The following is a 21,506-nucleotide window of genomic DNA, read 5'->3' as shown; positions in this document are numbered from 1 at the left end:
GAATCGCGGCACCACCACGGTGCCCGTGCGACGTTCGCGTTCCTTCCAGGACCGTACCCTTGCCGCCATGCGACACGGCTCCATCCCGGGCACCCACGGGCGCGTCCGGCCTCTCACCCTGCTCGGCGCCCCCGTCCTGCACACGCCGTGCGAGGACGTCACCGACTTCGGTCCCGAACTCGCCCGGCTCGTCGAGGACATGTTCGCGACGATGTACGCGGCCGAGGGCGTCGGCCTGGCCGCGAACCAGGTCGGCGTACCGCTGCGGGTCTTCGTGTACGACTGCCCGGACGACGAGGACGTCCGCCATCGGGGACACGTGGTGAACCCGCGGCTCGTCGAGGCCGACGGCGTCGTGCTGCGCGGACCTGAGGGATGTCTGTCGCTGCCGGGGCTGGAGGCCGGCACCGAGCGCTACGACCACGCGGTCGTGGAGGGGTTCACGGCGGACGGCCAGCGGGTACGGCTGCACGGCACCGGCTGGTTCGCCCGCTGCCTCCAGCACGAGTGCGACCACCTGGCCGGTGAGGTGTACGTGGACCGGTTGCGGGGATGGCGTCGTCGCCGGGTGCTGCGGCAGGCTGCGCGGGCTTCCTGGGGTCGTTGAGGCCGACGCTCGGTCGCGGGTGCGGTGCCCTGGGGGTGGGTGCGCCGCAGCCTTGGCGCTCGGCGGTACCCCCGGGTGCCGCACTCCTTGCGAGGCCGTCCCTCGGGGGTGAGCTCCGTCGTTCGGCCGCGGGTTCGTCGTGGCTGGGCGCGCGGTTCCTCGCGCCCCTTGTGGGGGCTGGTCCCGGTTGTTCGGCCGCCGGTTCGTCGTGGCTGGTGCGCGGTTCCCCGCGCCTCTTGTGGGGCGCGGGGGTCTCCGCGCCCCTTGCGAGGCGGGTCAGAAGCCGGGGCCGCCGACGCGGTCGCCGGCGGCGGCCAGGCGTCCCCACAGGAGATCGGCCAGGCTGCGGACCAACTCGGCGCGCGAGCAGGGGCGTTCGCCGAGCCACCAGTCTCCGGCGGCATGCATCATGCCGACGATCCCGTGCCCCCACACGCGTGCCAGCTGCTGGCTGCCCGGTCCCAGGTCGACGCGCTCCTCGATGACCTCGGCCAGCTCCTCGCCCATGCGGCGCAGCAGCGGGGCGGAGTGCTTGCCGACGTCGAAGCCCGCGTCGCCGGGCGCCTGGGTGCCCTCCGCCGGATGCATCAGGAAGCGGTACACCTGCGGACGGGCCTCGATGGCCGCCAGGTAGGTGTCGAGCGTCGACTCGACCCGCTCGCGGCGTTCGGCCGGTGCGTCCAGAGCGGCCCGCAGCGCTCCGAGGAGGGCGTCCGTGTGCCGCTTGGCGAGCGCCGCGTACAGCCCGCCCTTGTCGCCGAAGTGGCGGTACAGGATGGGCTTCGTGATGCCCGCCTCGGCGGCGATGGCGTTCATCGAGGCCCCGGGGCCGTCGCGGAGCACCACCCTGTCGGCGGCCTCCAGCAGCTCACGCCGGCGGCGGTCGGCGGACCTCTGCTGATCGGTCCGCTGTGTGGTGTCCATGTGCTCTCCCCACCCGTGGTGTTTCGGTGACGCCTGCGCAAACTAACACTCATCGGCGGATGCGTATCGAACGGGCTGCCGAGCTCGATCCGGGAGTTGACTTTTCCTACTGGGCAGTAACACACTCCCGTTACCGCAAGTAACAGATGAGTGCAGTGCTGGAGGGGTCATGGCCGAGTTCACCATGGAGCTCAACGACGAACAGAGGGAGGTCCGGGACTGGCTGCACGGCTTCGCCGCCGACGTCATCCGCCCCGCGGCCGCCGAATGGGACGAGCGCGAAGAGACTCCCTGGCCGGTCATCCAGGAAGCCGCGAAGGTGGGAATCTACTCGCTCGACTTCTACGCCCAGCAGTACTTCGACTCCACCGGCCTCGGTATACCGATGGCGATGGAGGAGCTGTTCTGGGGTGACGCGGGCATCGCCCTCTCCATCGTCGGCACCGGCCTCGCCGCCGTGGGCGTCCTCGCCAACGGCACCGAGGAGCAGATCGGCACCTGGATCCCCCAGATGTACGGCGATGTCAACGATGTCAAGGTCGCGGCCTTCTGCTCCTCGGAGCCCGACGCCGGGTCCGACGTCGCCTCCATGCGCACCCGTGCCGTGTACGACCAGGCCAAGGACGAGTGGGTCCTCAACGGCACCAAGACCTGGGCGACCAACGGCGGCATCGCCAACGTCCACGTGGTCGTCGCGGTCGTCGACCCCGAGCTCGGCTCCAAGGGCCACGCGTCCTTCATCGTCCCGCCGAACACGCCCGGTCTCTCCCAGGGCCAGAAGTTCAAGAAGCACGGCATCCGTGCCTCGCACACCGCCGAGGTCGTCCTGGAGGACGTCCGCGTCCCCGGGTCCTGCCTCCTCGGCGGCAAGGAGAAGCTCGACGAGCGCCTCGCCCGCGCCCGCGAGCGGGCGAGGACGGGCGGCGAGCGCGTGAAGAACGCCGCGATGGCGACCTTCGAGGCGTCCCGCCCGGCCGTCGGCGCCATGGCGGTCGGCACCGCGCGGGCCGCGTACGAGGTCGCCCTCGAGTACGCCACGACCCGTGAGCAGTTCGGCCGGCCGATCATCGACAACCAGGGTGTCGCCTTCCAGCTCGCCGACATGCGGACGTCGATCGACGCGGCCCGGCTGCTGGTGTGGCGCGCCTCCTGGATGGCGGTCAACGGCAAGCCGTTCACGGCGGCCGAGGGCTCCATGTCGAAGCTGTTCGCCAGCGAGACCGCCAAGAAGGTCACCGCCCAGGCGATCCAGATCCTGGGCGGCAACGGTTACACCCGCGAGTACCCGGTCGAGCGAATGCACCGGGACGCCGCGATCTACACGATCTTCGAGGGTACGAGCGAGATCCAGCGACTGGTCATCGCCCGCACCCTCGCGGGAATGCCCATCCGCTAGCGGATCCGGAGCGGCGTGAGCTGCTCGATGTCGTAGCGGCTGCGCAGTTCCTGGATCGCCTCGTGGTCCGGCGGACCGCCAGAGCCGAGAATCTCCAGCAACTCCTCGAAGTACCGCTCGTGGTCGGGCGGCGGGGAGGCCTGGAAGAACATCTTGGCCTGGCTGTCCGTCGGGTTGGCGAATGCGTGCGGACACCCGGGAGGTACGACGATCACCGTGCCCGGTGTCGCGCGGACCACCCGGTTGCCTGAAGTGGACTCCCACTTCTGCCAGTTGTCGGGTGTCCGCACGCGGGGCTCGAAGGCGAGCACGTCCAGCTCGCCTTCGAGCACGTAGAACAACTCCTCGCTGCGTGTGTGCACATGGGCGCCGACGTCGAAGCCCGGAGGGACCTCCACCTCGAACGTGGAGGCCGCCCGCGAGTGCGAGCCGGTCACCTTGAAGGTCACGTGCTGGGCCGGTGTGCGCACCACCCGGCCGTGACCCGGTGGCACAAGCAGTCCTTCGGTCTTCGTCATGGGTCGCTCACCACATCACGGGCAGGGCCTCGGGACCACGGATCAGCGCGCCCTTCCTGAAGGAGACCCGATCCGGCTGCACGGCGAGCCGCAGGCCCGGGATCCGGTCCAGCAGCGCGTCGACGAGGAGCTCGGACTCCAGCCTGGCCAGCATTCCGCCGGGGCAGTAGTGCGGGCCGTGGCCGAACGCCACATGCGGATTGGGGCTGCGTGAGAAGTCGATCGTCTCCGGGTCCGGGAAGACGTCCGGGTCGCGGTTCGCGGCCAGGTACGACACGTAGATCGCGTCGCCCGCCCGGATCCGTACGCCCTTGATCTCCACGTCCTGGGTCGCGATCCGCGACAGCCCGACCGCGTTGCGGTGCGGGATGTAGCGCAGCAGCTCGTCGATCGCCTGGAGGCGGATCTCCGGCTCGGCCCGCAGCCGCGCCACCAGATCCGGGCGCGTCATCAGGATGTAGAAGAGCTGTCCGCTGTTGTTGGTGACCGCCTCGCCGCCGATCTGCAGAAGAACGGCGAGCCCGACGGCCTCCTCCAGCGTCACCTCGTCGCGTCCCACGGCGGCGCCGAGCAGCGAGGTGACGTCCTCGCCGGTGCTCCCGGCCCGGTCCGTGATCAGCTCCCCGAAGTACGCGCTCATCTCCTGCTTGGCCCGCTCGCTGACGTCGGCGCCGTGCGAGGAGGACAGGATCAGCTGGGTCCAGGCGTGCATACGGTGCCGGTCGGCGGTCGGGACCCCCATCAGCTCGCAGATGACCGCGATGGGGAACGGGCTCAGGACCGTCGCCGTGAGGTCGGCCGGCGGACCGCCCTGGAGCAGATCGTCGATCAGCCCGTCCAGCACCTGCCGGGACTTCGCCCGCACCCGCTCGACGCCGCGTGCCGTGAAGGCGGGGGCCACCGAGCGGCGCAGCCGCGTGTGGTCGGGCGGGTCCAGGAAACCCACCGCGCCACGCGTCGGGATGAAGTGCGGGGCGAGCCTGGTGACCCGCTGGTCCATGACCGCCTCACGGCTGAACCGGGGGTCGTTGGCGACCACGCGCACATCGTCGTGCCGGGTCACCAGCCAGGCCCAGCCCTCGCCGTTGGGCAGCTGGATCCTGGTGACCGGGCCCTCACGCATGAGATCCGTGAGGACCGGGTCGAAATCCACGCCCATCAGGTCGAGGGCGGGCCAGTGCCGGACGGGAGGCAACGCCTCCGTGAGGATGTCCTCGGCCATGGCCCTCACGCCGTTCTGTCGCCGGTGTTCCAGCGACCCAGGGACATCTCCGCGGTGATGCCGGGGCCGAAGCCCGCGAGCAGTCCGCGCGAGGCGTGCTCGGCGCCGCCCTCCTCGAAGAGCCGGCGCAGCGCGTCCAGCACCACGGCGCTGGCGATGTTGCCGTACTCGGTGAGGGTCGCCCGGCTGAACCGGAAGGCGTCCGGGGGGACTTCGAGGAACTTGCTGAGGTCGTCGAGAATCCTCGGACCTCCCGCGTGGATGATGTAGAAGTCCAGGTCGGAGGCGTCCCAGCCGTGCTGCCGCGCGAGCGAGTGCAGGGCGGGGGCGAGCGGTTCCATCGTGCCGGGCACCCGCTTGTCGAGCAGGAAGTGGAAGCCCGTCGCGCGGACGTCGTACATGATCCACTCTTCGGTCTTGGGGATCAGGTACGAGCCGTTGCGCTCCAGCTCGATGCCGGTGCCGCCGTTGCCTCGGACGGCCGCGGCGGCGATGCCGTCGCCGAACAGCCCGTTGGACAACAGGGACCCGACGCCGAGGTCGGTCGGCTGGTAGCACAGCGAGCAGAACTCGCAGGCCACGATGAGTGCGTTGGCGTCGGGGTACGCCGTGCAGAAGTCGTGCGCCCGATTGATCGCGGCGCCTCCCGCGGCGCAGCCCAGCTGGGCTATGGGTATCTGCCGGGTGTCGCTGCTGAAGCCCATCGAGTTGATCAGCCACGCCGTGAGCGAGGGCATCATGAACCCGGTGCACGAGACGTAGATGATCACGTCGATGTCGGTGGTGAGCAGCTCGGCGTCGTCAAGCGCCCGCTGTACGACGGCGGGTACCCGCGCCTTGGCCTCACTTTCGTAGACCTTGTTGCGCTCCTCGAAACCCGGGTGCTTCAGCGTCTCCTCGATGGGCTGGACGATGTGCCGGGTCTTGACTCCTGTGTTCTCGATGAGCCTGAGTGCCAGCGGCAGTTGGGGGTGATCCTCGTGACGGGAGCGCGCCAGCTCCAGCGTCTCCTCCATCGTGATCACGTACTCCGGGACCGATACCGAGGGTCTGCACAAAGTCGCCATGGTGCGCGCCTTCTTTCGCCTTCCGGTGGGCGCTGCGCCCTCCGGGTGGTTCACCCACGATCACCCGTCCGAGCGGCGATATCTCGTCGGGCTACTCCATTGAGGGGATCTTTGTGTGGGCGTGGGACCCTGTTGGAAAGGGCCTCGGAGCAGTCGAAACCGAAGGGGTGCCCGATGATGCGGACGGCCAGGGAACTGCTGGAGAGCACGACCGGGAAGCTCGCCCCGGACCCTCGTGCCAACCGTCTTCTGCCGCTGATCGCGCGGGGCGCCGCGCGGCGGACCACGCTGGCCGCGCTCGCCCTCGAACAGGCCCATGTGATCGCCGCGGACCGGCGCGCCTTCCTGCATCTGGCCGAACGGTCGGCGGGGGCGGCGACGCCCGCGGTGCCGGCAGGCGCGGCCCAGGAGACGGCGGTGCGGGGCGAGCCGGGCCCCCAGGGCCCGGCCACGGCGGGCGAGGGCACGGCCCCGGCGAGCGCCGCGTACTTCACGCTGCTCGCCGAGGGTGAGGCCTCGGCCCAGGATCGGCTGGGTGCCTACGCCGCCGCGGTCGGGGCCGACGAGGAGCGTGCGGCGCACGAGTGGCTGCCGGACTGCCAGGCCTATCCGGCCTATGTCGCCTGGCTCGCCCTGAACGGTTCACCCGCCGACGTGGTCCTGGCGCTCAGCGCCAACTTCGCCGCATGGGGCGGCTATTGCGGCACGATCGCCGATGCGCTGCGCCGCCACTACGGACTGGACGACGAGGCCTGCGGCTTCTTCGACCTCTTCGCCGCGCCCGCTCCCGAGCTGGAGCGGCGCGCGCTGGCCGCGGTGCAGGAGGGGCTCGACGCGGGGCGGATCTCGGAGGAGGAGGTGCACCGCTTCGGCCGGCTGCTCCAGGCCTACGAGTCGAGGTTCTGGCACGCCCTGTGGGAGCTGGACCAGCGGGTCGCCTGAGACGGGGCCGGCCCGCGCGGCCGGCCCGAGGATGCGTCAGTCGCCCCTCGTGCCGCTGCTGTGCGCGATGCAGGCCACGTCGATGCGGTCGGCCAGCTTGGCCAGTTCGATCGTGAGCGTGGCCACGGTGTTCTCGTCGAGCCCGTCCTGGCCGGCCTCCACCAGATGCAGCCACCGGCCGCCCACCGTGCGCAGCAGCTTGCTGACGTCGGCGGCCGCCACCTGCAACGTTCCGCGGTCGTCGACGATCAGAGGCAGGGTCACTTCGCGGTTCACAGAGGGGATCGTAACTGCGGAACGCTCACGCTCCGTGCCATACCGTGGTGATGTTGCAGAACTCGCGGATTCCGTGCTCGGACAGCTCACGTCCGTAGCCGGACCGTTTCACCCCGCCGAACGGGAACGCCGGGTGCGACGCCGTCATCCCGTTGACGTACACGCCGCCGGCCTCCAGGTCGCGGACGAACCGGTCCACCTCGCCCTCGTCACGCGTCCACACGTTCGAACTCAGCCCGAACGGTGTGTCGTTGGCGAGAGCCACCGCCTCGTCGAGGTCCGCCACGCGGTAGAGCGTGGCGACCGGCCCGAAGGCCTCCTCCTGGTGGATGCGCATCTGCGGGGTGATGTCGGCGAGAATCGTCGGCGCGTAGAACCAGCCCCGGTCCCGGTGTCCCTCGGGACGTTCGCCGCCGCACAGCACGTTCGCGCCGTTCTCCACGGCGTCGTCGACCAGTTCCTCCAGGTCGCTGCGGCCCTGTTCGGTGGAGAGCGGACCGACGTCCGTGTCCTCGTCCAGCGGGTCGCCGACCTTCAGCGCCTCCATGCCCGCCGTGAACCGCTCGGCGAAGGCGTCGAACACATCCGCGTGCACGATGAACCGCTTCGCCGCGATGCACGACTGTCCGTTGTTCTGCACCCGGGCCGTCACCGCGATCCGCGCCGCCCGGTCGATGTCCGCCGACGGCATGACGACGAACGGGTCGCTGCCGCCCAGCTCCAGGACCGTCTTCTTCACCTCGTCGCCGGCCACCGACGCGACCGCCCGCCCCGCGGGCTCGCTCCCGGTCAGCGTGGCCGCCCTCACGCGCGGGTCGCGCAGGACGGCCTCGACGGCGCCCGAGCCGATCAGCAGCGTCTGGAAGCAGCCGTCGGCGAAGCCCGCCCGGCGGAACAGGTCCTCCAGGTACAGGGCGGTCTGCGGCACGTTCGAGGCGTGCTTGAGCAGGCCCACGTTGCCCGCCATCAGCGCCGGCGCGGCGAACCGGACCACCTGCCACAGCGGGAAGTTCCACGGCATGACGGCCAGGACGGGCCCCAGCGGCCGGTACCGCACCAGGACCCGGGAGGCGCCGGAGTCCTTGGCGTCGGACGGGTCGGGTTCCTCGTCGGCCAGCAGACGCTCGGCGTGGTCCGCGTACCAGCGCATCGCCTTCGCGCACTTCGCCGCCTCCGCGCGGGCCTGCTTGACCGGCTTCCCCATCTCCGTGGTCATCACCCGGCCGATGGTCTGAAGGTCCTCGTCGAGGAGGTCGGCGGCCCGGTGCAGCAGCCGGGCCCGCTCGGCGAAGGACGTGGTGCGGTGGGTGCGGAACGCGGACTCGGCGATGGCGAGCCTGCGCTCGATCTCCTCCGCGCTCAGGGCGTCGAACGTCTTGAGCGTCTCGCCGTTCGCCGGGTTCACCGTCGCGATGGGCATGGCCGACCTCCTGGAGCGGGTTGTGTCTTCGACCCTCCCGCGCCGCACCCGACACCGCAACGCAGAGTGCGCCGCTCAGGACGAGTGCTCGGCGAGCCGGTCGAGAAACTCCCCCTGCGCCTTCACGATCAGCGTCCGCGCCCTGTCCAGGCCGAGCCACTCCACCCGGTCCAGCTCGGGGAACTCCCGCCGCCGGCCCGACTTGGGCGGCCACTCCATCTCGAAGGTGCCGGGGACGACGGACGCCGGGTCCAGGTCCGCCTCGATCGCCCAGGCCGTGACGAGCTTGCCGTTGGCCTGGGTGACCTCGCCGAGCGGGAGTGCCTGCCCGTCCGGCGGCGGGAGCCCCAGTTCCTCCTGGAACTCACGGCGCGCCGCGGCCCAGGGGGTCTCGTCGGCCTCGTACTCGCCCTTCGGGACGGTCCAGGCCCCGGCGTCGCGTCGCGCGAAGAACGGGCCGCCCATGTGGCCGAGCAGGACCTCCAGGCCGTCGTCGGTGCGCCGGAACAGCAGCAGTCCCGCGCTGTGCTTCCCCCTCACCGAGTGACCTCCGGATGCGCGGCCAGCAGCGTCGCGACCGTGTCGGCCTCGGTGGCGGCCTTGTCCTCGCGGTACCGCACGACGCGCGCGAAACGCAGGGTGACACCGGCCGGGTAGCGGGTGGACCGCTGGAGACCGTCGTACGCGATCTCGACGACGAGTTCGGGCCGTACGGTCACCACGTGACCGTCGTCCCCGACGGCCAGCTCCCGGAGCCGCTCGGTCTGCCAGGCGAGCATCGCGTCGGTCATGCCCTTGAAGGTCTTGCCGAGCATCGCGAAGGACCCGTCCGCGTCCCGCGCGCCCAGGTGCAGGTTCGAGAGCTTGCCGGTGCGCCGTCCGTGGCCCCACTCGGCCGCCAGGACGACCAGGTCGAGGGTGTGCACGGGCTTGACCTTCAGCCAGGACGCGCCGCGCCGGCCCGCGCTGTAGGGGGCGTCGAGCGCCTTGATCACGACCCCCTCGTGGCCGCGTTCCAGCGTGTCGGCGAGGAACCGTTCCGCCGCGGAGAGGTCCGCCGGGCCGTCGACGAGCGTGCGCCGCACCCGCATCGGCTCGGGCACCAGCCGCGCCAGCTCCGCGTGCCGTTCGGCGAACGGCAGGTCCAGCAGGTCCTGCCCGTCGACGGACAGCGCGTCGAAGAAGACGGGGGAGACGGGCACGGTCCGCGCGGCCGTGACCACGTCCACGCGGGAGCCCACGCGTCCGGCCGTCTCCTGGAAGGACCTCGGGCGCCCCGCCGCGTCCAGCGCGATCACCTCGCCGTCCAGGACGAACCGTTCGCCCTTCAGGTCCAGCGCGGCCCCGGTGAGCTCGGGCAGGCGGTCGGTGATGTCGTCCAGGGTCCGGGTGTACACGCGTACGTCGTCGCCGTCGCGGTGCAGCTGGACGCGGATGCCGTCGAGCTTCTCCTCGACGGCGCACACGCCCAGCTTGTCCACGGCCTCGGACATGGAGGCCGCCGTGTGCGCCAGCATCGGCAGCACCGGGCGGCCCACGGTCAGCCGGAACCCCTCCAGGGCCGTCGGCCCCTGTGCCAGCAGGGCCTGCGCCACCGTCTGCAGCGAACCGGCGAGCATCACCGCCCGCCGGACGTCGGCGGCGGGCGCTCCCGTCGCCCGGGCGAGCCCCTCCACGGCGACCGCGTCCAGCGCGCCCTGCCGCACCTCACCGGTGATCAGCCCGAGCAGGAAGCGCTGCTCCTCGGCGGTGGCCGCCGCCATCAGTTGCCCCACCAGGCGTGTCCTGCGCTCCTGCGCGCCGGTGCCGGACACCTCACCCAGCTCGGTGAGCAGCGCGTGCACCTCCCGCACGGTGAGGGCGGGCTCGGCGGCCGGGGCGACGGGTCGGCTCAGCACCTTCCAGCCGACGCCGAGCCGCCCCTGGGGCAGCCGGCCCGCGAGGTACGGGATCACGATCGGCGCGTCGTCCGCGTCGGCGTCCCGGAACAGCTCGGCGAGCAGCCCGATCTTCCGGGACCGCGCCGAGGTGGCGGCGACCTCCTGCGACACTTGGGCGAGCCGGCTCAGCAGCATGCAGCCATGGTGCAACGAGCGCGCCGCGTGCACACCCCTGCGGGGCCCGTCGTGCGGGCACCACCTGTCGGCGTCCGGCCGGGCTCGGGCCCGTGCCACGGCGGCCGGCCGGTCCGCTCCCCGGTTCAGCCCCGTGCCACGGCGGGCGGGCGGCCACGTTGCCCGGTTCAACCCCGCGCCACGGCCGCGTCGAGGTCCGTGAAGAGCAGCTCGCCGTTGAGCGTGGCCGCCGCCCGGTAGCCGCCGCTCGCCGCGTTCACGACCTGTTCCGCGAAGCCGATCGCGTTGCCCGCGGCCCAGACGCCGGGCACGCTCGTCAGCCCCGTCTCGTCGACCACCGGATACGTTCCGAACGGGGTCTCGCGCAGTTCGGCGCCCAGACGTTCCAGCAGGCCGGTCCGCGGGACGGCGCGCGGCGCGACGAACAGCACCGAACGGGCGTGCGTCGTGCCGTCCGCGAGCCGCACCCCGGTGAGCCGGTCGTCCCCGACCACCAGCTCCGCGACCTCGCCCGGCACCACGGCGACGCCCGCCGCGGCCAGCCGGCGCAGATCGTCGTCCGTCAGCTCGTCCTCGCGGACGGTGTGCAGGAAGAGCGTCACGTCCTTCGACCACTGGCTCACCATCAGCGCCTGGTGCACGCTCATCGGCGTGGTGGCGAGCACGCCGAAGGCCTCGTCGCGCACCTCCCAGCCGTGGCAGTACGGGCAGTGCAGCACGTCCCGCCCGAACCGCTCGGCGAGCCCCGGCACCGACGGCAGTTCGTCGGCCAGGCCGGTCGTGACGATCAGCCGGCGCGCGTGCACCGGCCGCCCGTCCGCGAGCGTGACGTCGAACTCGCCGGCGCCGTCCCGGGCCACGTCCACCACGCGGTCCCGGACCAGTGCGACGCCGTACCCCTCGACCTCGCGCCGTCCCTCGGCGAGGAACTCGGCGGGCGGCATGCCGTCCCGCGACAGATAGCCCTGCAGGTGCGCGGCGGGGGCGTTGCGGGGCTCGCCCGCGTCGACGACCAGCGTGCGGCGCCGGGCCCGGCCGAGGACCAGCGCCGCGGACAGTCCCGCCGTGCCGCCGCCCACGACGACGACTTCGAACCTCTCGGTCATGGTGACCACCTCCACCGAGAAGGTCCCGCGAGTCGCGCCGAATTGACAAACGACTTTGCCGATCCTGCAATACGAGCATGAGTGAGGACATGGAGACGAACGAGGTGCTGGCCGAGGTCGGGCCGCGCCTGCGGCGGATCCGCAAGGAGCGGGGCGCGACCCTCGCGGGGCTGTCCGAGGCGACGGGCATCTCGGTGAGCACGCTCTCCCGCCTGGAGTCCGGGCTGCGCAAACCCAGTCTGGAACTGCTGCTGCCGATCGCGCGGGCGCACCAGGTGCCGCTGGACGAGCTCGTCGGCGCGCCGCCGGTGGGCGACCCGCGCGTACGGGCCGAGCCGATCGTGCGATACGGGCGCACCCACTGGCCGCTGACCCGTCAGCCCGGCGGGCTCCAGGCCTACAAGGTGCTCGAACCGAAGCGGCGCATGGAGCCGGACCCGCGGGTCCACGAGGGCTATGAGTGGCTGTACGTCCTGTCGGGGCGGCTGCGGCTGGTGCTCGGCGAGCACGACGTGGTGCTCGGGCCGGGGGAGGCCGCGGAGTTCGACACCCGCGTACCGCACTGGTTCGGGTCCACGGGGGAGGGGCCCGTGGAGTTCCTGAGTCTGTTCGGTGCACAGGGGGAGCGGATGCATGTCCGGGCGCGGCCCGCCCGGCGCGGGCGGGCCGACTGACGGGGCGTGTCGAAGACGACCGGCGCCTACTGTTCCCAGGCAGGCAAGCGACCGCTTAGTATGCGATCGACCGCGGTCCAGACGCCGGACACCGAGACGCAGCCCCTGGAGGCCCCGCATGCAGGCATGGCAAGTGCACCAGAACGGCGAGCCGAGCGAGGCGATGCGCCTCCAGGAGGTGGAGCGGCCCACGCCCGGTGACGGCCAGGTCCTGCTGAAGGTGCGCGCCGCGAACATCAACTTCCCGGACGCGCTGCTGTGCCGCGGCCAGTACCAGGTCAGGCCGCCGCTGCCGTTCACCCCCGGCGTGGAGATCTGCGGCGAGACCGAGGACGGACGCCGCGTGATCGCCAACCCGGCCCTGCCGCACGGCGGATTCGCCGAGTACGCGATCGCGGACGCCGCCGCCCTGCTGCCCGCACCGGAGGCCCTGGACGACGCCGAGGCCGCCGCCCTGCACATCGGCTACCAGACGGGGTGGTTCGGCCTGCACCGCCGCGCCCGCCTGGAGGCCGGCGAGACCCTGCTCGTCCACGCTGCCGCAGGAGGGGTCGGCAGCGCGGCCGTGCAGCTCGGCAAGGCGGCGGGCGCCACCGTCATCGGCGTCGTCGGCGGCGCCGACAAGGCCGCCGTGGCCCGCGAGCTGGGCTGCGACGTGGTGATCGACCGCCGCGCCGAGGACGTCGTCGCCGCGGTCAAGCAGGCCACCGGCGGCCGGGGTGCCGACGTCGTCTACGACCCCGTCGGCGGCGAGGCCTACACCCAGTCCACGAAGGTCGTCGCCTTCGAGGGCCGGATCGTCGTCGTGGGCTTCGCGAGCGGCACGATCCCCAGCCCCGCGCTGAACCACGCCCTCGTGAAGAACTACTCGATCCTCGGCCTGCACTGGGGCCTGTACAACACCAAGAACCCGAAGCTGGTCCAGCACTGCCACGAGCAGCTCACCGAGCTCGCCGCCCGGGGTGCCGTCAAGCCGCTGGTGAGCGAGCGCGTGCCGCTGAGCGGGGCGGCAGCCGCCGTGCAGCGCGTCGCCGACGGTGTCACCACCGGACGGATCGCCGTGCTCCCCGCACTGGAGAATGGAGCCGCAGCATGACCGACGCAGCCGAACTGCGCCGCCGCACCCAGGAGTTGCTGGCAGCGCACCCGCCCGCCACGACCGACCGCACGGACTTCCTCCGGGCGCGCTTCGACGCCGGCCTGGCCTGGGTGCACTACCCGGAGGGCCTCGGCGGACTCGGTGCCCCGCGCACCCTCCAGGCCGTCGTGGACGCCGAACTGGAGGCCGCCGGAGCCCCCGACAACGACCCGCGACGCATCGGCATCGGCCTCGGCATGGCGGCGCCCACGATCCTCGGCTTCGGCACCGAGGAGCAGAAGCGACGCTTCCTCAGGCCCCTGTGGACCGGGGAGGAGGTCTGGTGCCAGCTCTTCAGCGAGCCCGGCGCCGGGTCCGACCTCGCCGCGCTCGGCACCCGGGCCGTCCGCGAGGGCGACGCCTGGGTGGTCAACGGGCAGAAGGTGTGGACGTCCAGCGCCCATGTGGCCCGCTGGGCGATCCTCATCGCCCGCACCGACCCGGACGTGCCCAAGCACCGGGGCATCACCTATTTCGTCTGCGACATGACCGACCCGGGCGTCGAGGTCCGGCCGCTGCGCCAGATCACCGGCGAGGCCGAGTTCAACGAGGTCTTCCTCACCGACGTCCGCATCCCCGACTCCCGGCGCCTCGGCGACGTCGGCGACGGCTGGAAGGTCGCGCAGACCACGCTCATGAACGAGCGCGTGTCCATCGGCGGGATGCGCATCCCGCGCGAGGGCGGCATGATCGGTCCGGTCTCCAGGACCTGGCGCGAGCGCCCCGAACTGCGCACCCACGACCTGCACCAGCGGCTGCTGAAGCTGTGGGTGGAGGCCGAGGTCGCCCGCATCACCGGCGAGCGGCTGCGCCAGCAGCTCGTCGCGGGCCAGCCCGGCCCGGAGGGCTCCGGCATGAAGCTGGGCTTCGCCCGGCTCAACCAGGAGATCTCCGGCCTGGAGGTCGAACTCCTCGGCGAGGAGGGCCTGCTGTACGACGACTGGACGATGCGACGGCCCGAGCTCGTCGACTTCACCGGCCGCGACGCCGGCTACCGCTATCTCCGCTCCAAGGGCAACAGCATCGAGGGCGGGACCAGCGAGGTCCTGCTCAACATCGTCGCCGAACGCGTCCTGGGACTCCCGTCCGAGCCGCGCACGGACAAGGACGTCGCGTGGAAGGACCTCGCCCGATGACAACGCAGAGCCACCAGCCCGATCTGCTCTACTCGGAGGAGGAAGAGGCGCTCCGCGCCGCCGTCCGCGACCTCCTCGCCGACCGTTGCGACGCGGCGGGCGTCATCGCCCGCACCGAGTCGGGCACACCGCACGACCCCGAGCTGTGGAAGGCGCTGTCGGCCGGGATGGGGCTGGCGGGCCTCCTGGTGCCCGAGGCCCGGGGCGGCCAGGGCGCCACCCATCGTGAAGCCGCCGTCGTCCTGGAGGAGCTCGGGCGGGCCGTCGCCCCGGTGCCCTATCTGAGCAGCGCGGTGGTGGCCACCGAGGCCGTGCTGGCCTGCGAGGACGACGAACTGACGGCCCGGCTGGCCTCCGGACGGACCGTCGGAGTGCTCGCCGTGAGCCTCGGCACCGCGCCGGGCGCCGCCTTCAGCACCGTACGGCTGGAAGACGGGCTGCTGCACGGCGAGTTGACCGGCGTCACGGACGCCGTCGCCGCGGACGTGCTGCTGGTGCCCGCACAGGACGGCGGGCTGTACGCCGTGGACGCGGAGTCCGTGACCGTCACCCCGCGGGTGTCCCTCGACCTGACGCGCCCCGTCGCCACCGTCGGCCTCGACGGCGTCACGGGCCGACGGCTGGGCGACGCGGAGCCGGCCGTGCGACGGGCCCTGCGCGCCGGTGCCGGACTGCTGGCCTCCGAACAACTCGGTCTGGCCGAATGGTCGTTGACGGAGACAGTGCGCTACCTGAAGGAGCGCAAGCAGTTCAACCGGCCCGTCGGCGGCTTCCAGGCGCTCAAGCACCGGCTGGCACAGCTGTGGCTGGAGGTCGTCAACCTGCGTGCCGCCGCCCGCAATGCCGCCGACGCGCTCGCCACCGGCAGCGCGGACGCCGACGTCGCGGTCGCGGTGGCCCAGGCCTACGCGGCTCCGGTCGCGGTGCACGCCGCCGAGGAGGCGCTCCAGCTGCACGCAGGCATCGGCATGACCTGGGAGCACCCCGTGCACCTGTATCTCAAGCGGGCCAAGGCCGACTCCCTGGCGTACGGCACGGCGGGCGCCCACCGCGAGGCGCTGGCCGAACTGGTCGACCTGCGCGCGCCCTGACCTGCCTCCGGCCCGTCCGGGAAAGCCCGCCCCACCTGGGGCGGGCTTTGTCGTGCGGGCCGCCCCGCGGAAGTGAACAGAGGGCGGCAGTCCAGCCAACTCCCCGCACGGAGAGGCTCCTTGGGCTCCGACCGAACGCATACTCGTTCGGTCCCACCCGGCCCTCAAAGGGAGGCAGAGCATGGCCCTCACCACCCGTCGCAGAGCCCTCACCACTTTCGGCACCGCCCTCGCCGGCGCGGTCGCACTGCCGGCCACGCAGGCGTGGGCGGGCGGCGGCCACCACGGCCCCCGCCCGCTGTGGCGCGCCCACGCCCACAACGACTACGAACACCCGCGCCCCCTGTACGACGCCCTCGACCACCGGTTCGGCAGCGTCGAGGCCGACATCTACCTCGTCGGCGACCAGCTCCTCGTCGCCCACGACCCCGTCGACCTCGACCCGAACCGCACCCTCGAATCCCTCTACCTCGAACCCCTCGCCGCCCGCGTCAGGGCCAACCACGGCTCGGTGTACCGCGGTTACCGCGAACCCCTGCAACTGCTCGTCGACATCAAGACCGAGGGCGCGTCGACGTATCTCGAACTCGACCGTCACCTGCGCCGCTACCGCCATCTGTTCACCACCTACGCGCACGGCCGGGTGCACCCCGGACCGGTCACGGCGGTGATCTCCGGCGACCGTGCGGCCCGGGCGCCGATGGAGGCCCAGACCGTGCGGCGCGCCTTCTACGACGGGCGGCTCAGCGACCTCGGCACCACGGCCCCCGCCTCGTTCGTCCCGCTGATCAGCGACAACTGGACCCTGAACTTCAGCTGGCTGGGCGACGGCCCGTTCCCGGCGGCCGAGCGCGAGAAGCTGCGCGGCATCATCGCGGCGGCGCACGGACGCCGGCAGAAGGTCCGCTTCTGGGCGACACCCGATCTGGCGGGCCCGGCCCGTGACGCGCTGTGGGGCGAACTGCTGGCCGCCGACGTCGACCATCTGAACACGGACGACCTGGCAGGCCTGGAGACGTTCCTGGACGCCCACCGGCGGGTCTAGGGGGATTCGTTCGGATCCGATCAGGCACCGGCCACCACCTGCGCACCCGGTCGCCCGCCGCCGGGCGACCGGGTGCGAGAACCACACGTTCGGAGGACAGGTCAGCCGCCCGGACGAACCCTTCGCTACGCCACACTTACGGCCGAACGCCGCGAAGCGGACGTGGTGGAGGAGGTTGACGATGGCGATTTCCATCTCTGTGGTGCTGCTGCTCGTGATCCTGGCGGTGGTCTTCCTGCGCAACGGCGCACTGAAGATCTCCCACGCCCTGGTCTGTGTGCTGCTCGGTTTCTACCTGGCCGGCACCAGCATGGCCCCGACCATCCTCAGCGGGCTCACGGCCACCGCGGACATCGTGGGCAGCCTGCGCCCCTGAGACACTTCGGCGCGGGCCGGACCCGGCGGTCAGGGACGCGAGAACACGCCGATGCCGTTCGGCACGGGGCGTTCGGCGCCACCGCTCGGATGGTTGAGGACGCCGGCCACGTCCGCACCCGGCTGCCGGGCGACCATCGTGCTGGATCCCCCGCCGTCCAGGCTGAACGCGTCCTCCGAGCCCAACTGCCGCATCGTCTCCGTCACTTCCGCGATCGTCAGCCCATTGCGGTACTCGGGCGCGCCGTCCAGGGCGAGGAGCAGCATCCGCCGGCCGTGGTCCGCGACGCCCACGGCGGTCCGCACCGCCGCGGTCGTGTCGTCCAGTCCCGGCAGTGGACGGCCGTCGACGAGCATCGGGTAGCCGCCCAGCGCCATGCCGTACGGGATGCGGGAGGCCTCCGCCACCAGACGGTGCCGCACCGTGACCCGCTCGCCCACGGACAGCTTCCGCAGCAGTTGCGCGCCCGCCTCCCGGCCCACCAGCACCGTGCTGCCCGACGCGACGGGACCGGCGCCAGGGGTGTCGGCCGCCGACACGACCCGTCCCCCCTCGACCGTCACCTCGTACGTGTCCGTGCTGCACGGCGCCGCCCGCTCGGTGTCCGTGCCGCAGGTGGCCCGCACCCGGGAGACACTGCCCCAGTCCGACGTGAACGCGCCGATCGAACCCTCGGGCAGCGCGTACTGGTTGAGCCCGCCCAGCGGCCACCGTCCCTCGTGGCTGCGCACGGAACCGTCGAGCGCCAGACCGTCCAGCCGGGCCCTGCGGTCGACGCCCACGCCGAACACGTCCTCGGTGGTCGTGCCGGGCGGCAGGGCGGGGCCGAAGCGCTGCCCGTTCGGCACGGCCGCCTTGAGCGCGTGCCCGCCCGCGATCGCCGGGCCCACGGTCGCGCCGGTCGCCTCCACGCCCGGATGCTGGGTCTCCGTGATGTTGAAGAAGTCGCCGTTGACTCCCGCGACGGCGCCCTGTGCTTCGGCGAGCCGGGAGACGGGCGCCCGGGCCGCCACCGCGCCCGGGTGGAGCAGTCCGACGCGCACACGGGGGTCGCGCAGGTCGACGTCGAGCACATGCGCGTGCGCCACCCCCTTGGCCCCCTGGATGTCCAGCTGGGTGTACTCCACGCCGGGCGCGATCGCGGTGCCGTCCTCCGCGCCGCTGGCCGGTGCCGCCCCCACCAGGGCGGCACCGGCCAGCGCTCCGCATGCCGTGAAAACCGTCAGTGCCGTTCTGAGCCGTCCATCACGACGCGTCACAGTGCCCCCTGAGGTCTCGTCAACTTTGGCAGGACTCAGGGGAATTGCACCAGACGGCGGCGCCCGTGCCGATGGCTAGGGGCCGACGACCCGGGAACGGATCAGGAAACGCACTCCTTCGGGTGCCTCCAGCGAGAAGCCGCTGCCCCGCCCCGACACCACGTCCACGATGAGCCGCGTATGGCTCCACAGCTCGTACTGGCTCCGGGACATCCAGAAGGCCACCGGGTCGTCGAGGCCCTCGACCTCCAGATCCGCGAGCAGGACGTCGGAGCCGCCGGTGCGGAACTCGCCGTTCGGATAGCACATGGGCGCACTGCCGTCGCAGCAGCCGCCCGACTGGTGGAACATCAACGGTCCGTGGAGGGCGCTCAGCCGCCGGACCAGCTCGGCTGCGGCGGGCGTCAGCTCCACGCGCGGGACGACATCCATCGGCTCTCCCCGTCGGGTCACGGATGCGGTGACCCCACCGACGGCGCACCACGGCCGGGCCACCGCACAGCCGACCATCCCGGAGGTTGCGAGAGGGTTGCACACGGGGCCGGTTCCGCGAGAGACCGGCCCCGGTGACGCCCGCCGTGCGCGGGAGACGTCACCGGGGCCGGTCTCGGGACCCGATGTGCCGGTCGTCAGCAGATGCGGGGCAACTGCTCGCCCAGCGGCATGTCCACGACGCGGGTGCCGCCGAGCCCGGTGGACGCGACCACCATGCCGGGATGATCCGGGACGCAGTGGCCGATCGCCACGGCCTCCTTGCCGAGCGGATGGGCGCGCATGGCCGCGAGCACGGCATCGGCGTGCTCGGGCGGCACGAACGCCACGAGCTTGCCCTCGTTGGCCACGTACAACGGGTCCAGGCCGAGGAACGCACAGGCGTTGGCGACCGTGTCCGGCACGGGCAGCGAGCGCTCGTCGAGCCTGACGCCGACGTTCGCCGCTGCCGCGATCTCGTTCAGGGAGGTGGCCAGACCGCCGCGGGTCGGGTCGCGCAGCACATGGAGGTCCGGACAGACGGCCAGCATCTCCGCGACCAGACCGGCCAGCGACGCCGTGTCGCTCTGGATCTCGACGCCGAACTCCAGCCCCTCCCGCACGCTCATGATGGCCACGCCGTGCACCCCGATGGGGCCGCTGACGAGCACCACGTCCCCGGGGGTCGCGCGCTGCGGACGGATGTCCACGCCCGCCGGGATCACACCGATCCCGGCGGTGTTGATGAAGATGCCGTCCCCGTGCCCCGCGTCGACCACCTTGGTGTCACCGGTCGCCACCGTCACCCCGGCGGTACGGGCCGCCTCGCCGAGAGCCTCCGCCACGCGTCCCACGACGGCCAGTTCGACGCCCTCCTCCAGGATGAACCCGCAGGAGAGGTAGGCGGGCACGGCCCCGGCCATCGCCAGGTCGTTGACCGTGCCGTTCACCGCGAGGTCCCCGATGCTGCCGCCCGGGAAGAAGAGCGGACGGACGACGAAGGAGTCGGTGGAGAACGCCAGGCGGGCGCCGTCCAGGTGCAGCCGCGCGGAGTCGCCCAGTTCGGCGAGCACGTCGCTGCCGAAGGCCGGCGCGAACAGGTGCTCCACCAGCTCGGCGGAGAGCGTGCCGCCACCGCCGTGCCCCATCACGATCCTGTCGTGGTCGCGCAGCGGCGCAGGGCAGGTCCAGGACGAGAAGTCGACGGGTGCCGAAGCGGAGTCAGACAACGCTGCTCGCCTCCTTGTTCGGGGCGTCCAGCCGTCGGTACAGGTAGTAGGCGGCGCACGCGCCCTCGCTGGAGACCATGGTCGCGCCCAGCGGATTGCGCGGTGTGCACTCCTTGCCGAACGCCGCGCACTCGTGCGGCTTGATGAGGCCCTGGAGGACCTCGCCGCTGCGGCACACCGTCGACTCCTCGGTCTCGATGCCGGTGACCGAGAAGCGGTGTTCGGCGTCGTAGTCGCGGTACTTGGGCGACAGCCGCCAGCCGCTTCGCGGGATCGTGCCGATGCCGCGCCACGCCCGGTCGGTCACCTCGAAGACGTCGGCCAGCATGGCGCGCGCCGCGGGGCTGCCGTCGGCCTGAACGGCCCGGGGGTAGGCGTTCTCCACGGTGTGCCGACCCGACTCCAGCTGCCGCACCGCCCGGCGGATGCCCTCCAGGATGTCGAGCGGCTCGAAACCGGTCACCACGATGGGCACCCGGTGCCGCTCGGCCAGTTCCGGATACTCGGCGGTGCCCATGACCGTGCAGACGTGGCCCGCGGCGAGGAACGCCTGGACCCGGCAGTCCGGAGAATTCATGATCGCGTCGATGGCGGGTGGCACCCGCACGTGGGAGACCAGCAGGCTGAAGTTGGTGATGCCCAGCTTCTTGGCCTGGTAGACGGTCATCGCGTTGGGCGGGGCCGTCGTCTCGAAGCCGATGCCGAAGAAGACGACCTGACGGTCCGGGTTCTCCTGGGCGATCTTCAGCGCGTCCAGCGGGGAGTACACGACCCGGACGTCCGCGCCTTCGCTCTTGACCTTGAACAGGTCTCGTCCGCTGCCGGGCACCCGGAGCATGTCCCCGAAGGAGCAGAAGATCACGTCCGGGCGGGAGGCGATCTCCAGCGCCTTGTCGATGATCTCCAGAGGCGTCACGCACACCGGACAGCCCGGCCCGTGGATCAGCTGGATCTCCTCGGGCAGCAACTGGTCGATGCCGTGACGGATGATCGAGTGCGTCTGCCCGCCGCAGACCTCCATGAGGGACCAGGGCCGTGTGGTGACCGCCCTGATGTCGTCGAAGAGCCGCTTGGCGAGGACCGGGTCGCTGAACTCGTCCAGGTACTTCATGACCGCGCCTCCTTGTCGGCACTGTCCTCGGCGGCGGGCCCGTCGTGACCGGGCCGGACGCCGTTCGTGGGGGCGGGTCCGGTGTCCGGGAGTTCGGTACCGGCGGGGCGCTCGGCACCCGCGTCCCTGGCGGCCTTGCCCCAGGCGTCGCCGAACTCCTCCTCCAGGACCCCGAGGTTCTCGAAGAGCTCCAGGGTCTGCTTCGCCGACTGCTCGTCCAGCCGTTGCAGGGCGAACCCGACGTGGACGATGGCGTAGTCACCGACCTGCATGTCCGGCACGTACTCCAGACACACGTCCTTGACGACACCGCCGAAGTCCACCTTGGCCATCCGCGTCGCGTCACGTTCCTCGATCTTCAGCACTCGGCCGGGTACGGCCAGACACATGAGTCGCTCCTGCCTCGCTCGTGCGGTACTCCCG

Annotated in this window: 23 protein-coding genes; 9 read left to right on the top strand and 14 right to left on the bottom strand. The window is 72.0% G+C overall.

The genetic code is table 11. The annotated features are described in order from the left end of the window. Positions 1-67 precede the first annotated feature (67 nt). Positions 68-607 carry a peptide deformylase gene (gene def / locus ACZ4IF_RS23430; protein WP_467565666.1) on the top strand — a complete coding sequence of 180 codons (540 nt, stop codon included), beginning with the start codon at positions 68-70 and terminating at the stop codon, positions 605-607. 276 nt (positions 608-883) lie between these two features. On the opposite strand, the gene ACZ4IF_RS23425 is transcribed toward def, so the two are convergent. Beyond that, positions 884-1,531 carry a TetR/AcrR family transcriptional regulator gene (locus ACZ4IF_RS23425; RefSeq protein ID WP_359489884.1) on the bottom strand — a complete coding sequence of 216 codons (648 nt, stop codon included), beginning with the start codon at positions 1,529-1,531 and terminating at the stop codon, positions 884-886. Between the two features lie 169 nt (positions 1,532-1,700). On the opposite strand from ACZ4IF_RS23425, the gene ACZ4IF_RS23420 reads away from it, so the two are divergent. After that, positions 1,701-2,927: an acyl-CoA dehydrogenase family protein gene (locus tag ACZ4IF_RS23420; protein ID WP_095932782.1), complete on the top strand. Its 1,227-nt coding sequence runs from the start codon at positions 1,701-1,703 to the stop codon at positions 2,925-2,927. Here the strand turns inward: ACZ4IF_RS23420 and ACZ4IF_RS23415 are convergent. The 3 genes from ACZ4IF_RS23415 to ACZ4IF_RS23405 are packed head-to-tail and all read right to left on the bottom strand — an operon-like array spanning position 2,924 to position 5,788. Then, positions 2,924-3,445 carry a cupin domain-containing protein gene (locus tag ACZ4IF_RS23415; protein WP_467565661.1) on the bottom strand — a complete coding sequence of 174 codons (522 nt, stop codon included), beginning with the start codon at positions 3,443-3,445 and terminating at the stop codon, positions 2,924-2,926. The genes ACZ4IF_RS23420 and ACZ4IF_RS23415 overlap by 4 nt on opposite strands. Positions 3,446-3,452: 7 nt before the next feature. Continuing rightward, positions 3,453-4,667 carry a cytochrome P450 gene (locus tag ACZ4IF_RS23410; RefSeq protein ID WP_467565658.1) on the bottom strand — a complete coding sequence of 405 codons (1,215 nt, stop codon included), beginning with the start codon at positions 4,665-4,667 and terminating at the stop codon, positions 3,453-3,455. A gap of 5 nt (positions 4,668-4,672) precedes the next feature. Next, positions 4,673-5,788 carry a type III polyketide synthase gene (locus tag ACZ4IF_RS23405; protein ID WP_257004611.1) on the bottom strand — a complete coding sequence of 372 codons (1,116 nt, stop codon included), beginning with the start codon at positions 5,786-5,788 and terminating at the stop codon, positions 4,673-4,675. A gap of 120 nt (positions 5,789-5,908) precedes the next feature. On the opposite strand from ACZ4IF_RS23405, the gene ACZ4IF_RS23400 reads away from it, so the two are divergent. Next, positions 5,909-6,676 (top strand): transcriptional regulator, encoded by a 768-nt coding sequence (locus tag ACZ4IF_RS23400; RefSeq protein ID WP_467565654.1) that lies wholly within the window; start codon positions 5,909-5,911, stop codon positions 6,674-6,676. Positions 6,677-6,712: 36 nt separating this feature from the next. Here ACZ4IF_RS23400 and ACZ4IF_RS23395 read toward each other — a convergent pair whose 3' ends face one another. The 5 genes from ACZ4IF_RS23395 to ACZ4IF_RS23375 all read right to left on the bottom strand — a co-directional run bounded on the left by ACZ4IF_RS23395 (position 6,713) and on the right by ACZ4IF_RS23375 (position 11,553). After that, a complete protein-coding gene (locus tag ACZ4IF_RS23395) occupies positions 6,713-6,952 on the bottom strand; it encodes a DUF6213 family protein (protein WP_467565651.1) in 240 nt (79 codons plus the stop codon). A 25-nt stretch (positions 6,953-6,977) separates the two neighbouring features. Beyond that, on the bottom strand, positions 6,978-8,372 hold the full coding sequence (locus tag ACZ4IF_RS23390) for an NADP-dependent succinic semialdehyde dehydrogenase (RefSeq protein ID WP_467565648.1): 1,395 nt from the start codon (positions 8,370-8,372) through the stop codon (positions 6,978-6,980). Between the two features lie 75 nt (positions 8,373-8,447). Next, positions 8,448-8,912 (bottom strand): NUDIX hydrolase, encoded by a 465-nt coding sequence (locus ACZ4IF_RS23385; protein ID WP_467565645.1) that lies wholly within the window; start codon positions 8,910-8,912, stop codon positions 8,448-8,450. Then, positions 8,909-10,447: an ATP-dependent DNA ligase gene (locus ACZ4IF_RS23380; RefSeq protein ID WP_467565642.1), complete on the bottom strand. Its 1,539-nt coding sequence runs from the start codon at positions 10,445-10,447 to the stop codon at positions 8,909-8,911. The genes ACZ4IF_RS23385 and ACZ4IF_RS23380 overlap by 4 nt, the downstream gene beginning before the upstream one ends. 167 nt (positions 10,448-10,614) lie before the next feature. Further along, positions 10,615-11,553 (bottom strand): NAD(P)/FAD-dependent oxidoreductase, encoded by a 939-nt coding sequence (locus tag ACZ4IF_RS23375; protein WP_467565639.1) that lies wholly within the window; start codon positions 11,551-11,553, stop codon positions 10,615-10,617. An 89-nt stretch (positions 11,554-11,642) separates the two neighbouring features. On the opposite strand from ACZ4IF_RS23375, the gene ACZ4IF_RS23370 reads away from it, so the two are divergent. From ACZ4IF_RS23370 to ACZ4IF_RS23345, 6 genes are all read left to right on the top strand, one after another. After that, the gene (locus tag ACZ4IF_RS23370; RefSeq protein WP_467566034.1) at positions 11,643-12,227 is read left to right on the top strand and encodes a helix-turn-helix domain-containing protein; all 585 of its coding nucleotides are present in this window, start codon (positions 11,643-11,645) and stop codon (positions 12,225-12,227) included. 118 nt (positions 12,228-12,345) lie between these two features. Further along, positions 12,346-13,323, top strand: coding sequence for an NADPH:quinone oxidoreductase family protein (locus tag ACZ4IF_RS23365; protein ID WP_467565636.1), 978 nt, complete (start codon positions 12,346-12,348; stop codon positions 13,321-13,323). After that, a complete protein-coding gene (locus tag ACZ4IF_RS23360) occupies positions 13,320-14,501 on the top strand; it encodes an acyl-CoA dehydrogenase family protein (RefSeq protein WP_467565633.1) in 1,182 nt (393 codons plus the stop codon). The genes ACZ4IF_RS23365 and ACZ4IF_RS23360 overlap by 4 nt, the downstream gene beginning before the upstream one ends. Further along, positions 14,498-15,592, top strand: coding sequence for an acyl-CoA dehydrogenase family protein (locus tag ACZ4IF_RS23355; RefSeq protein WP_467565632.1), 1,095 nt, complete (start codon positions 14,498-14,500; stop codon positions 15,590-15,592). The genes ACZ4IF_RS23360 and ACZ4IF_RS23355 overlap by 4 nt, the downstream gene beginning before the upstream one ends. A 181-nt stretch (positions 15,593-15,773) precedes the next feature. Further along, entirely contained in the window at positions 15,774-16,637 is an 864-nt protein-coding gene (locus ACZ4IF_RS23350; protein WP_467565630.1) for a phosphatidylinositol-specific phospholipase C/glycerophosphodiester phosphodiesterase family protein, read from the top strand. Positions 16,638-16,818: 181 nt separating this feature from the next. Continuing rightward, positions 16,819-17,013 (top strand): hypothetical protein, encoded by a 195-nt coding sequence (locus tag ACZ4IF_RS23345; protein ID WP_359489910.1) that lies wholly within the window; start codon positions 16,819-16,821, stop codon positions 17,011-17,013. Positions 17,014-17,042: 29 nt separating this feature from the next. On the opposite strand, the gene ACZ4IF_RS23340 is transcribed toward ACZ4IF_RS23345, so the two are convergent. The 5 genes from ACZ4IF_RS23340 to ACZ4IF_RS23320 all read right to left on the bottom strand — a co-directional run bounded on the left by ACZ4IF_RS23340 (position 17,043) and on the right by ACZ4IF_RS23320 (position 21,472). Further along, on the bottom strand, positions 17,043-18,272 hold the full coding sequence (locus tag ACZ4IF_RS23340) for a phosphodiester glycosidase family protein (protein WP_467565628.1): 1,230 nt from the start codon (positions 18,270-18,272) through the stop codon (positions 17,043-17,045). 75 nt (positions 18,273-18,347) lie between these two features. Next, a complete protein-coding gene (locus tag ACZ4IF_RS23335) occupies positions 18,348-18,704 on the bottom strand; it encodes a DUF779 domain-containing protein (RefSeq protein ID WP_467565626.1) in 357 nt (118 codons plus the stop codon). Positions 18,705-18,901: 197 nt separating this feature from the next. Further along, entirely contained in the window at positions 18,902-19,891 is a 990-nt protein-coding gene (gene hypE, locus ACZ4IF_RS23330) for a hydrogenase expression/formation protein HypE (RefSeq protein ID WP_467566031.1), read from the bottom strand. A gap of 73 nt (positions 19,892-19,964) precedes the next feature. Beyond that, positions 19,965-21,083 carry a hydrogenase formation protein HypD gene (gene hypD, locus ACZ4IF_RS23325; protein WP_467565624.1) on the bottom strand — a complete coding sequence of 373 codons (1,119 nt, stop codon included), beginning with the start codon at positions 21,081-21,083 and terminating at the stop codon, positions 19,965-19,967. Then, a complete protein-coding gene (locus ACZ4IF_RS23320; RefSeq protein WP_467565622.1) occupies positions 21,080-21,472 on the bottom strand; it encodes a HypC/HybG/HupF family hydrogenase formation chaperone in 393 nt (130 codons plus the stop codon). Before ACZ4IF_RS23320 ends, hypD begins: the two co-directional genes overlap by 4 nt. Between the last annotated feature and the right edge of the window lie 34 nt (positions 21,473-21,506).

Source organism: Streptomyces sp. NPDC025784 (genome assembly GCF_055558435.1).
The sequence above is the reverse complement of the archived record's forward strand: the minus strand, read 5'-3'. Positions and strand labels throughout refer to the sequence as shown.

Excerpts from the sequence above, each read along its gene's own strand:
- ACZ4IF_RS23355 (WP_467565632.1), top strand. The coding sequence starts at position 14,498 with ATGACAACGCAGAGCCACCAGCCCGATCTGCTCTACTCGGAGGAGGAA.
- hypE (WP_467566031.1), bottom strand. The coding sequence starts at position 19,891 with ATGGGGCACGGCGGTGGCGGCACGCTCTCCGCCGAGCTGGTGGAGCAC.
- ACZ4IF_RS23345 (WP_359489910.1), top strand. The coding sequence starts at position 16,819 with ATGGCGATTTCCATCTCTGTGGTGCTGCTGCTCGTGATCCTGGCGGTG.
- ACZ4IF_RS23425 (WP_359489884.1), bottom strand. The coding sequence starts at position 1,531 with ATGGACACCACACAGCGGACCGATCAGCAGAGGTCCGCCGACCGCCGC.
- ACZ4IF_RS23320 (WP_467565622.1), bottom strand. The coding sequence starts at position 21,472 with ATGTGTCTGGCCGTACCCGGCCGAGTGCTGAAGATCGAGGAACGTGAC.
- ACZ4IF_RS23390 (WP_467565648.1), bottom strand. The coding sequence starts at position 8,372 with ATGCCCATCGCGACGGTGAACCCGGCGAACGGCGAGACGCTCAAGACG.
- ACZ4IF_RS23420 (WP_095932782.1), top strand. The coding sequence starts at position 1,701 with ATGGCCGAGTTCACCATGGAGCTCAACGACGAACAGAGGGAGGTCCGG.
- hypD (WP_467565624.1), bottom strand. The coding sequence starts at position 21,083 with ATGAAGTACCTGGACGAGTTCAGCGACCCGGTCCTCGCCAAGCGGCTC.
- ACZ4IF_RS23410 (WP_467565658.1), bottom strand. The coding sequence starts at position 4,667 with ATGGCCGAGGACATCCTCACGGAGGCGTTGCCTCCCGTCCGGCACTGG.
- ACZ4IF_RS23400 (WP_467565654.1), top strand. The coding sequence starts at position 5,909 with ATGATGCGGACGGCCAGGGAACTGCTGGAGAGCACGACCGGGAAGCTC.
- ACZ4IF_RS23375 (WP_467565639.1), bottom strand. The coding sequence starts at position 11,553 with ATGACCGAGAGGTTCGAAGTCGTCGTCGTGGGCGGCGGCACGGCGGGA.
- ACZ4IF_RS23335 (WP_467565626.1), bottom strand. The coding sequence starts at position 18,704 with ATGGATGTCGTCCCGCGCGTGGAGCTGACGCCCGCCGCAGCCGAGCTG.
- ACZ4IF_RS23380 (WP_467565642.1), bottom strand. The coding sequence starts at position 10,447 with ATGCTGCTGAGCCGGCTCGCCCAAGTGTCGCAGGAGGTCGCCGCCACC.
- ACZ4IF_RS23370 (WP_467566034.1), top strand. The coding sequence starts at position 11,643 with ATGGAGACGAACGAGGTGCTGGCCGAGGTCGGGCCGCGCCTGCGGCGG.
- ACZ4IF_RS23360 (WP_467565633.1), top strand. The coding sequence starts at position 13,320 with ATGACCGACGCAGCCGAACTGCGCCGCCGCACCCAGGAGTTGCTGGCA.
- def (WP_467565666.1), top strand. The coding sequence starts at position 68 with ATGCGACACGGCTCCATCCCGGGCACCCACGGGCGCGTCCGGCCTCTC.
- ACZ4IF_RS23365 (WP_467565636.1), top strand. The coding sequence starts at position 12,346 with ATGCAGGCATGGCAAGTGCACCAGAACGGCGAGCCGAGCGAGGCGATG.
- ACZ4IF_RS23415 (WP_467565661.1), bottom strand. The coding sequence starts at position 3,445 with ATGACGAAGACCGAAGGACTGCTTGTGCCACCGGGTCACGGCCGGGTG.
- ACZ4IF_RS23350 (WP_467565630.1), top strand. The coding sequence starts at position 15,774 with ATGGCCCTCACCACCCGTCGCAGAGCCCTCACCACTTTCGGCACCGCC.